9 protein-coding genes are annotated in these 9753 nt (G+C 66.6%); 5 read left to right on the forward strand and 4 right to left on the reverse strand.

The features are described from left to right. Positions 1–226 precede the first annotated feature (226 nt). Entirely contained in the window at positions 227–2362 is a 2136-nt protein-coding gene (locus VFW84_RS10685) for a hypothetical protein (RefSeq protein ID WP_329680433.1), read from the forward strand. Positions 2363–2388: 26 nt separating this feature from the next. Here VFW84_RS10685 and VFW84_RS10690 read toward each other — a convergent pair whose 3' ends face one another. From VFW84_RS10690 to lptF, 4 genes are read right to left on the reverse strand one after another with little or no spacing between them, the layout of a single operon-like run. Beyond that, positions 2389–3363, reverse strand: a complete 975-nt coding sequence (locus VFW84_RS10690; RefSeq protein ID WP_329680434.1) for a CysB family HTH-type transcriptional regulator — start codon at positions 3361–3363, stop codon at positions 2389–2391. After that, positions 3360–3749 (reverse strand): CbiX/SirB N-terminal domain-containing protein, encoded by a 390-nt coding sequence (locus VFW84_RS10695; RefSeq protein WP_329680435.1) that lies wholly within the window; start codon positions 3747–3749, stop codon positions 3360–3362. The genes VFW84_RS10690 and VFW84_RS10695 overlap by 4 nt, the downstream gene beginning before the upstream one ends. Positions 3750–3775: 26 nt before the next feature. Continuing rightward, positions 3776–4930: an LPS export ABC transporter permease LptG gene (lptG, locus tag VFW84_RS10700; RefSeq protein ID WP_329680436.1), complete on the reverse strand. Its 1155-nt coding sequence runs from the start codon at positions 4928–4930 to the stop codon at positions 3776–3778. Further along, entirely contained in the window at positions 4927–6027 is a 1101-nt protein-coding gene (lptF, locus tag VFW84_RS10705) for an LPS export ABC transporter permease LptF (protein ID WP_329680437.1), read from the reverse strand. Before lptF ends, lptG begins: the two co-directional genes overlap by 4 nt. 43 nt (positions 6028–6070) lie before the next feature. On the opposite strand from lptF, the gene VFW84_RS10710 reads away from it, so the two are divergent. Genes VFW84_RS10710 through VFW84_RS10725 form a run of 4 tightly spaced genes read left to right on the forward strand, consistent with a single transcriptional unit; the run spans position 6071 to position 9752 of the window. Then, positions 6071–7651, forward strand: coding sequence for a leucyl aminopeptidase (locus VFW84_RS10710; protein WP_329680438.1), 1581 nt, complete (start codon positions 6071–6073; stop codon positions 7649–7651). Between the two features lie 9 nt (positions 7652–7660). Then, positions 7661–8095 (forward strand): DNA polymerase III subunit chi, encoded by a 435-nt coding sequence (locus tag VFW84_RS10715; protein ID WP_329680439.1) that lies wholly within the window; start codon positions 7661–7663, stop codon positions 8093–8095. A gap of 4 nt (positions 8096–8099) precedes the next feature. Continuing rightward, on the forward strand, positions 8100–8567 hold the full coding sequence (locus tag VFW84_RS10720) for a hypothetical protein (RefSeq protein ID WP_329680440.1): 468 nt from the start codon (positions 8100–8102) through the stop codon (positions 8565–8567). Between the two features lie 60 nt (positions 8568–8627). Continuing rightward, complete coding sequence (locus VFW84_RS10725; protein WP_329680441.1) at positions 8628–9752, forward strand: branched-chain amino acid ABC transporter substrate-binding protein; 1125 nt, start codon at positions 8628–8630, stop codon at positions 9750–9752. Position 9753: the final 1 nt, after the last annotated feature.

The raw sequence follows: 9753 nt of genomic DNA on the forward strand, positions 1-9753 counted from the left end.
GGATTGTTTTGTTACTGTTTCGCAAGGTGAATCGAGGCTTATGATCGCCTGAGTTACATGTATGCCGTGCTAGAGTGAAATCTTGGGCTAAAAACGCACCGATATGATGAATGTCAAAAGAGTATCGGCAGCCATTCTTGCCGGTCTCTCGCTTGTGGGGAGTTCGAATCCAGCGTGGTCGCTGGGTTTCGGGCGGCCCGTCAGTCGCGCCATTTTGGGGGAGACCTTGAGCGTTTCGGTCCCTGTCCATCTGGAGGCGGGGGACGAGATCGCTGACGACTGTGTGGCTGCAGATGTGTATTTCGGGGACGACAAACTGTCGCAGTCGGCGGTGGCGACAGCATTGCTGACGCCCGCTGGTGCCGAGCGCACGGTGCGTGTCAGCACCACGAGCCTGATCAATGAGCCCGTGGTCACGGTTTACCTGGCCGTGGGCTGCAAGGCCAAGATCACCCGCAAGTTCGTGGCCTTCGCCGATCCTCCGGGCATCGTGAGCCTGGCCACGCAAGGCACCGAGGCTTCGCCTGCCGTGGCGGCGGCTGCGTCGGCCGCACCCGTGTTGTCGCCATCGCTCAAGACATCGTCGCTCGGTGCGCCGGCCGCGGCACCTTCGACACCCCGTGCGGCATCGACACGTTCAAGTTCGCGTGCGGTGGCGAGCGCGGCCTCAGGGGCCGCGACGGGGCTGACGTCGTCGACAACCAAGGCAACAACGGGCGCCTCGGCATCCGGGACCTCGGTGTCTGCCCGTGCTCCGGCGTCACTGGATCCGGTGGCGGCCAGCACCCGACGGTCGGCGTCGCGCAAGGATGCCTTGTCGACCAAGGTGGATGCCCGCCCACGCACGGCACCGGGGGCCCGCCTGGTGCTGGACCCCGTTGAGGCCGATGCGGTGGTGGCCCCTGAACTGATGATGTCCTCGAGCATGGCGCAAGGGGGGGATCCGGACTCACCCGAGGCCGTGGAGCGCCGTGCAGCGGCGGCGGCCCTGTGGGCGGCGATGAATGCCTCACCCGAGCAACTGGCGCGCGACCGCCAGCGCATGCAGGAGCTGGAACAGCGCCTGGCGCGGCTGCAGCAGGACTCTGCCGGAGCCAGCAAGAAGGTCTCCGAACTGCAGGCCCGCGTGCGGGATGCCGAAGAAAACCGGCTCAGCCATCCCCTGGTCTACGCCCTGGGCGGCGCTTGCGTCCTGCTGGCTGCGGCGGTGGGCTGGTTGTTCATGCGCCAGCGTCGTGAGCAGGAGGCGCAAGGCTCCTGGTGGCAGGGCGATGGCAGCCCCGATGGCGCGGAGACCGCCCCCGTGGCGATGGCCGAGCCTGCCCTGGCCCGTACATCGGCGGAGTTCATGCCCGTGCGAGCGGCGCAGGAGCCTGCGCTGGAGCCCGGCAACGCTCATCCCGAGCCTGAGCGCCATGCCGTGATGGCATCCGTCCCCGCTGCCACGGTGGCGGTGCCGAGTGTCGCTGGCGGTGTCAGCGCCGGTCGCTCTGAGCCGGCTGCGGTGGCCAGCAAGCCATCCGTGATGATCAAGTCCGAGGCCCAGGAGGCGGTGCGCTCGATCACCGTCGAGGAGCTGATCGATCTGGAGCAGCAGGCCGAGTTCTTTGTGGTGCTGGGCCAGGACGAGGCCGCCATCGAATTGCTGGAGAGCCATATTCACACCAGCACGGGCGCCAGCCCGCTGCCTTACCTGAAGCTGCTGGAGATCTATCAGCGCCTCGGGCGTCGTGACGACTACGAGCGCACGCAGTCTGAATTCAACGGCCGCTTCAACGCCTACGCACCGTCCTGGGAATCTGATCTTCAGCAAGGACACTCCTTGCAGGATTACCCCGGTGTGATCGAGCGTCTGCAGTCCCTGTGGTCGCAACCCGCCCAGGCCATGGACGTGCTGCAGATGTCGCTGACACGACCTGATGCATCGACCGAAACCTTTGATCTGCCGGCCTACCGTGAGTTACTGTTCCTCTATGGTGTGGCACGAGATCTGTCCGAGCGCGAGTCGCAGGACCGCGCGCCGGTGGACCTGCTCCGCCATGGCATGCCTGCCGACGTGGAAGGGCACGAGATCAGTGCGAATGTCGAGCCCCTGATGGCCACGCGTCCGGTCAAGGCCGTGCCGCAGGCCACACCCAGCCTGAGCCTGGATCTGTCGCTGGACGACCCGGTGTCAGGCCCGGGGGGCTTTGTTGACGAACCCATGGCCCACATGGATGTCGACATCGGTCTGCCCGGGCTGGACAGCCATGGTCGGGGAGGCTCGACGCCCGACGAAGGCCAGCACCAGAAGCGTGGTGCTGCCGACGCTGGCAACTCGATTGACTTCGTTCCGACGGATCTGCCGCCCCGACAGGACTGAGCCCGCAGGCTGACGTCGGACGCTCTTCAGAGTCCGACGTCGCTGTCGCTGGTGCCAGCGCCTCCGGCCGGTGCGCTCAAGGCCTGCAGGATGACGGGCTTGGTGAGCCGCTCGGACAACAGTTCGGTGAAGGTCAGCACGAACTGGCGCAGATAGCTGCCGCGCTTGAAGGCAACGCGGGTCACATTGCGTCCGAACAGGTGCCCGGCCGGGCGCCAGGTCATGTCGCCACCCGGCGCAAAGGCGGGGTCGTCCTTGACGGCCATCTCGGCCACGAGCCCGATGCCCAGGCCGAGCCGCGTGTAGGTCTTGATCACATCCGCGTCCAGCGCTTCCAGTACCACCTGCGGATGCAAGCCGCGTTGCTCGAAGGCCGCGTCAATGCGCGAGCGACCGGTGAAGGGGGCGTGGTAGCTGATCAGGGGTTCGGCCGCCAGTTGCTCCAGGGTCAGTCGCGGTGATTCGGCCAGAGGGTGGTCCGAGCGCATCACGGCCACGTGCTGCCATTCGTAGGCGGGCAAGGTGACCAGATCTTCGAACTGCTCCAGCGATTCGGTGGCCAGGCCCACATCGGCAATGTCGTCCAACACCATGCGGGCCACCTGCTGTGGCGTGCCCTGGTGCAGGCTGACCGACACCTTGGGATAACGCTTGCGCAGGGCAGCCACGGGTTCGGGCAGCACATAGCGGGCCTGGGTGTGGGTGGTGGCGATCGACAGGGTGCCGGCGTCCTGCAGGGCGTACTCGGCGCCGATGCGCTTGAGGTTGGCCAGTTCACGCAGGATCACGTCGATCGAGCGCATCACGTGTTCGCCCGGCTCGGTGATGCGCTTGAGGCGCTTGCCGTGGCGCACGAAGATGTCCACGCCCAGCTCTTCTTCCAGCTCCAGGATGGCCTTGGAGATGCCGGGCTGCGAGGTGTGCAGGGCCTTGGCCGTTTCCGTCAGGTTGAGATTGCGGCGGGCCGCCTCCCAGACAAAGCGGAACTGGTGCAGGTTCATGGCGCACCTCGGTGTTGCGCGGCCAGGTGTGCGGCGGCGTCGGCCAGGGCCTGGACCAGGATGTCGGTTTCACCGACGGCAGGAGACAAGGTCCAGCGCACGCCAGGGTGCTGTTCGCCAAGTTGTTGCAGCAGCAGGGGCAGGTCCTTGCGCACATGGCCGCCAGCGCCCAGGAACAGGGGCACCACGGTGACCTGGGTGCAGCCCTGGGCGGCCATGCGTGCGCCGGCCTCCACAAGGGTGGGGCTCATGAACTCCAGGAAGGCCAGATCCACCGGGCCGCTGGGGCCGCGGGTGGCAATGAGCCGATCGCGCGCTTGCTCGAAGGGCCGTGCCCAGGCCGGGTCTCGGGCGCCGTGGGCGAACAGCAAGATGCCTTGGGTCATGGTGTGGCTCTCCGGTCGAGGAAGGATCAGCGGTGGCGAACCAGCCACGTGAAGGCGCTCAGCGAGAGCAGGGTGTAAGCCACGCTGGGCAGGATGGCGGCCAGCCAGGGCTGCCATTGATGCAGCAGACCCAGGTGGCTGGTGATGTGGTTGACCAGCACGAAGCTGATGCCCAGCATGATGCCGCCAAAAACCTTGACGCTGATGCCACCACTGCGTGCCTGCAGGTAGGCAAAAGGCAGTGCCAGGGCCACCATCACAAGGCAGGCCAGGGGGGCGAACGCCTTTTTCCAGAACTGCAGTTCGTACTTCTGGGCAGCCTGTGCATTGGCCGCCAGATGGCGGGTGTAGCGCCACAGGGCCCCGGTGGACATGGTGTCGATCGGCAGAACCGATGCGGCCACCACCTGGGGTGACATCTCGCTGGACCAGATCAGGGTGCCCAGGTGCTGCTCGCTCACCAGTGTCAAGCCGACCTGTTCGGTTTGCGGTGCCGGGGCGCTCTGCCAGCGGGTGTCCACCACCCCTTGCAGATGCCAGCGTGAGGCCACGTTGGCCTGGCTGCTGGCCTCGATCCGGGCGTCTTGGGCCGTCAGGCGCCTCACCAGATGGCCGGCATCGTCGAACTCGAAGATGCGCACGTCCAGGAAACGGTTGTCACCCAGGGCGCTGCCGACATTGATGGTGATCTGATGACCTTGCGGCGTCGAGGCGCCTGCGCGTTCACGCAGCCAGGCGCCGCCCTGGCCCAGCTTGAGTGCCTGACCTTGTCTGAACTGCGCCTTGTGCAGCGAGGTCTGGTGCTCGGACCAGGGCACCAGCCATTCACCGATCACCACCATCAGGATCACGCCCGCCACACCCAGGGAGGTCAGCAGGCCCAGCGCGCGTCCCGGGCCCAGGCCGCCCGTGCGCAAGATGGTGAATTCGGAAGTCTGCGCCAGGCGTGACAGCGCGAAGATCGTGCCCATCAGCAAGGTGATGGGAAAGACGTCGTACAGGTGCCCGGGCAGGGACAGCGCGCACGTCCACAGTGCACTGGGCAGGGTGTAGCCATTGCGCCCCACGCGCTGCAATTCCTCGACCAGGTCGAAAAAGAAGAACAGGGCCAGAAACGCGATGGTGGCAAACAGCACCGAGGTCAGGATCTGCCCGTAGAGCAGGCGACGGACGGTCTTCATGCGCGGGCTCCTGATGCGACGGGCTCGTTCGATGCGCGCCGCCAGGATCCATCACGCCACCACAGCGCGGTCAGGGCGGCCAGCATGACCGCGCCGTGGATGCCGAAGAGGCCGGCACCATCGGTCAACTTGCCCGTGGCCACCCAGGCTTGGCTCAGCGTCAGCAGGTTGTAGTAGACGATGAAGGCCAGCAAGGCCCACACCATGCTCCAGGCATTGGCGCGGCGGATTTGCGAGGACGAGGTCGCCAGGGCAATCAGCACCAGGTTCAGACCCGACCACACCGTGCCCAGGCGCCACACCAGCTCGGCCTTCTGGTCGCGTGCGCTGGCATGGAACAAGGCCAGGGTCGGCATGCTGCGGGCCATGAGCGCGGCGGGGCCGTCCGTGGGCGCATCGCCGATGAGGATGCGGGCGGATTCGAAGCGCGAGCGGGTTTTCTCGCCAGTGCTCAGTCGGGTTTCGACCCGCTCGCCGTGCCACAGTTGCAGGTAGCGCAGGCCCTGGCTGGTCTCGATGCGGCCTTCGCGGGCATTGACCACGGCTTCGACATCCCCTTCGGTCAGCACGATGAAGACGTTTTTGCCGGTGCGCTCGCCATCGCTGTGGCTGTCAATGAAGAAGACCCGGCGCCCATCGGCCGAGGTCTGGAACTGCCCGGGCGCCACACGGGCGATGTCCGAGCGCTTTTCAAAACGGGCCTTGAGCAGCTCGGTCTGCTGCTGCGCCCAGGGGCGCGCCACGAGCACCAGCAGGGCCAGCATCACCAGCACCGGCCAACTCATCTGCCACAGGGGCTTGAGCAGACGCAGCAGGCGCACGCCGCTGGCCTGCCACACCAGCATCTCGGTGTCGCGGTAGAGACGGTTGAGCATGCCCACCACGGCCACGAACAGCGCCAGGCTGATGAGGGTGGGCATCTGACCGATCATGGTGTAGCCCAGCATGAGGCTCACGTCGGCCACGGCCACGCTGCCTTTGGCAGCCAGACCCAGCAGGCGGATGAGCATCATGGTCAGCACGACGGTGATCAGCACCACCAGCGTCCCGACAAAGCCACGCCAGAGCTCTCGGCGAAGGGAGGAATCGAATAACATCAGTGAGATCGAACTTAACCCGTCCATTATGGACGCGCACTGCATGGACTACCGCTCACAGGTGGCTTCGGGCCCCGCACTTTCCGGTCTTTCCGCTGATCTGCTGCTGATCGTCGTGACCGCCGAGCAATCCGCCACGGGCTCGCCCGAGGTGGATGCGCTCGTGGCCGAGGCCGTCAAGGCCGGTGACCTGCAGCTCAAGGATGGGCACACCCTGTATGTGCACCGGCCCGCAGGCCTGAAGGCGCCGCGTCTGGCGGTGGTGGTGGCCGCTGGCGGCTCGACGCGCCAGATCAAGGCCGCCATGGCCAAGGTCGTGGCGTTTGCCAAGTCGCCAGCGGTGTCACATGCGGCCGTGGCGGTGGCCCAGGGCCTGGCCCTGACGGCGGCCGTGGCCCGCACCCTGGTGTCGGTCGTGGCCGAGTCGCTGTATGTCTATCGCTTGACCAAACCCTCGGCGCCCCAGCCCGTCAAGCTCAAGAAGCTGACCTTGCTGTGTGGCCAGGCCGAACAGGCGGCCGTGCGCGAGGGCATCGCTCAGGGCGAGGCCCTGTCCGCCGGGGTGAACCTGGCGCGCGAGCTGGGCAACCGCCCCGGCAACCATTGCACGCCCACCACCCTGGCGCAGGAGGCGCGTCAACTGGGCAAGGCCTTCAAGCATCTCAAGGTCGAGGTGCTGGACCGTCCCGCCCTGGAAAAGCTGGGCATGGGCTCCTTCCTGTCCGTGACCAATGGCTCGGCCCAGCCCCCGCGTTTCATCATCTTGCGCTATGAGGGCGGCCCCAAGGGCCAGGCTCCCGTGGTGCTGGTGGGCAAGGGCATCACCTTCGACACCGGTGGCATCTCCCTCAAGCCGGGCGCCGACATGGATGAGATGAAGTTCGACATGGGGGGGGCCGCCAGCGTGCTGGGCACCTTCCGTGCTGTGGCCGAACTCCGACCCAAGGTCAACCTGATCGGCCTGGTGCCCACCTGCGAGAACATGCCCAGCGGCACGGCCACCAAGCCGGGTGACGTGGTCACCAGCATGTCGGGCCAGACCATCGAGGTGCTCAATACCGACGCCGAAGGCCGCCTGATCCTGTGTGATGCCCTGACCTATGCCGAGCGTTTCAAGCCCGCGGTGGTGGTGGACATCGCCACCCTGACCGGCGCCTGCGTGATCGCCCTGGGCGGCGTGCACAGCGGTCTGTTCTCGGCCGACGATGAGCTGGCCACCGCCCTGCAGACGGCCGGTGCCGAAGCCCTGGACACGGCCTGGCGCATGCCACTGGACGAGGAATACGGTGAGGCCCTCAAGAGCAATTTTGCCGACATGGGCAATGTGGGTGGCCGCGCCGGTGGCGCCATCACGGCCGCCGTGTTCCTGAGCAAGTTCACCCAGGCCTACCGCTGGGCACACCTGGACATCGCCGGTACGGCCTGGAAGTCCGGTGCAGCCAAGGGCGGCACGGGCCGCCCCGTGCCCTTGCTGACACAGTTCGTGCTGTCGCAGGCCGGGCAGGGGGCGCTGCAGCCCAAGGCGGCGGAGGCCAAGTCCGCGGCTCGCAAGAAGGCAGCCGCCCGTCCCGCCGCTGTGGCACGCAAGACGGCAGCCCGCCGTCCTGCGGCCCAGCGCACTTGAGGCGTCTGCATGAAACTGGTGGAGTTTCACCACGGCATGGGCGACAAGCTCGCCTATGCCTGCCGCCTGCTTCGCAAGGCCTATCGCAGTGGTTCCCGCGTGGTCGTCACGGGGGATCTGTCGACCTTGCGCCAGCTGGACCGGCAACTGTGGGTGTTTGACGAGCAGGAGTTCCTGCCCCATGTGTGCACATCGGCCGGTCAGGCCTGGCCGGCGCGCTGGAGCGACACGCCGGTCTGGTTGACCGACGATCCCGCTTCGGCGCCACCGGGGCGGGGCGTGCTGATCAATGTCGGCATCGCCATGCCCAAGGGCATCGAGGCGTTCGAGCGCTTTTTCGAGGTGGTGTCCACCGAACCCGAGGACCGTCAGTCGGGCCGTCAGCGCTGGCGCCAGTACGAGGCGCTGGGCTGGGAGGTCAAGGGCCATGTGGCGCAGGAGTGAACCCATGAGCAACCCTCCGCGCCCCGCCCCCAGCCATGTGCCCATCCTCACCGAGGTGATCGAGCCTGTGGCCTCGCCCCTGGTCGAGCCGCCCATCGAGGTGGTCAACACGCCCCCCATGCTGACGGAAGCGATCGTGGCGCCTCCGGTGGTGATCCCGCCGCCGCAGGTGCGAACGACGGTGCTCACGCCGCCGGTGGTGCCTGCGCCATCGGTCCAGCCGCCGCCGGTCATCACGACGCCGCCCGTGGCGCTGGACGAAGCCCAGATTGCCCAGCGTGTGCTGGCCGATGTGCAGCGCCAGATCGACGGCATGCTGGAATACCGCCTGCGCGAAGCACTGGCGCCCATCCTCATGCGCACCTCCGAGACGCTGGTGCGAGAGTTGCGTCAGGAGCTCTCCAAGACCATGCGCGATGTGGTGGCGCGCTCGGTGGCCCAGGAGATCGCCCGGCAGCGGCCGCGCAGCTGATGGCGCACGGCCGCGCTGTTTCCGATTTTTCTCATTTCAATGCAACGAGGTAGACAAGACATGAAACGTCATTCCATTGCCCTGAGCGCGCTGGCGCTGGTCAGCCTGTCCTCGATGGCCCAGGACGCCGTGGTGCGCATCGGTCACGTGGGGCCGGTCTCCGGTGCCCAGGCCCACTACGGTCGTGACAATGAAAACGGCGCCCGCATGGCCGTGGACGAGCTCAACGCCCAGGGCGTCAAGATCGGCGGCAAGAAGGTGCGCTTCGAGCTGATCGCTGAAGACGATGCGGCCGACCCCAAGCAAGGCACGGCGGCGGCGCAAAAGCTCTGTGATGCCAAGGTCAACGGCGTGGTCGGCCACCTGAACTCGGGCACCACCATCCCGGCGGCCAAGGTCTACGACAGCTGCGGCCTGCCCATGGTCACCCCCTCGGCCACCAACCCCCAGCTCACGGCCCTGGGCTACAAGCGCGTCTACCGCCTGCTGGCCAATGACAACGCCCTGGGCGCCGGCCTGGCCCGCCACGCGCGTGATGTGCTCAAGCTCAAGAAGGTCGCCATCATTGACGACCGCACCGCTTACGGTAAAGGCGTGGCCGAGGTCTTCCGCAACACGGCCCGCACCCTGGGCATGGAGGTGGTGAGCGAGCAGTACACCAACGACAAGGCGGTGGACTTCACCTCCATCCTGACCTCGATCAAGAGCAAGAAGCCCGACGGCATCTTCTTTGGCGGCATGGACCCGCAGGCCGGCCCCATGTTGCGCCAGATGCAGCAACTGGGTCTGAGCAAGGCCTATCTGTTCGGTGGTGACGGCATCTGCACCGAGAAGCTGGCCGAGCTGTCCAGCGGTGCCCGCACCCTGGGCAATGTGGTGTGCGCCGTGGGTGGCGCCTCCCTGGACAAGCTGCCCCAGGGCAAGACCTGGCGCAGCCGCTACGACGCCAAGTTCCCCAAGCAGTTCCAGGTCTACTCGCCCTACACCTATGACGCGACCATGGTGCTGGTCGATGCCATGAAGCGTGCCAACTCCACCGACCCCAAGGTCTACGCCGCCAAGCTGGCCACGACCGACTACCAGGGCGTGACGGCCAAGGTGCAGTTCGAGCCCAATGGCGAGCTCAAGACCCCGGCGATGACGCTTTACGTCTACAAAGACGGCAAACGTGTGCCCATCAACTGAT

The sequence above is a fragment of the Aquabacterium sp. genome (assembly GCF_036279655.1).
Classification (GTDB): Bacteria; Pseudomonadota; Gammaproteobacteria; order Burkholderiales; family Burkholderiaceae_C; genus Aquabacterium.

Excerpts from the sequence above, each read along its gene's own strand:
- VFW84_RS10690 (WP_329680434.1), bottom strand. The coding sequence starts at position 3,363 with ATGAACCTGCACCAGTTCCGCTTTGTCTGGGAGGCGGCCCGCCGCAAT.
- VFW84_RS10695 (WP_329680435.1), bottom strand. The coding sequence starts at position 3,749 with ATGACCCAAGGCATCTTGCTGTTCGCCCACGGCGCCCGAGACCCGGCC.
- lptG (WP_329680436.1), bottom strand. The coding sequence starts at position 4,930 with ATGAAGACCGTCCGTCGCCTGCTCTACGGGCAGATCCTGACCTCGGTG.
- lptF (WP_329680437.1), bottom strand. The coding sequence starts at position 6,027 with ATGTTATTCGATTCCTCCCTTCGCCGAGAGCTCTGGCGTGGCTTTGTC.
- VFW84_RS10710 (WP_329680438.1), top strand. The coding sequence starts at position 6,071 with ATGGACTACCGCTCACAGGTGGCTTCGGGCCCCGCACTTTCCGGTCTT.
- VFW84_RS10715 (WP_329680439.1), top strand. The coding sequence starts at position 7,661 with ATGAAACTGGTGGAGTTTCACCACGGCATGGGCGACAAGCTCGCCTAT.
- VFW84_RS10720 (WP_329680440.1), top strand. The coding sequence starts at position 8,100 with ATGAGCAACCCTCCGCGCCCCGCCCCCAGCCATGTGCCCATCCTCACC.
- VFW84_RS10725 (WP_329680441.1), top strand. The coding sequence starts at position 8,628 with ATGAAACGTCATTCCATTGCCCTGAGCGCGCTGGCGCTGGTCAGCCTG.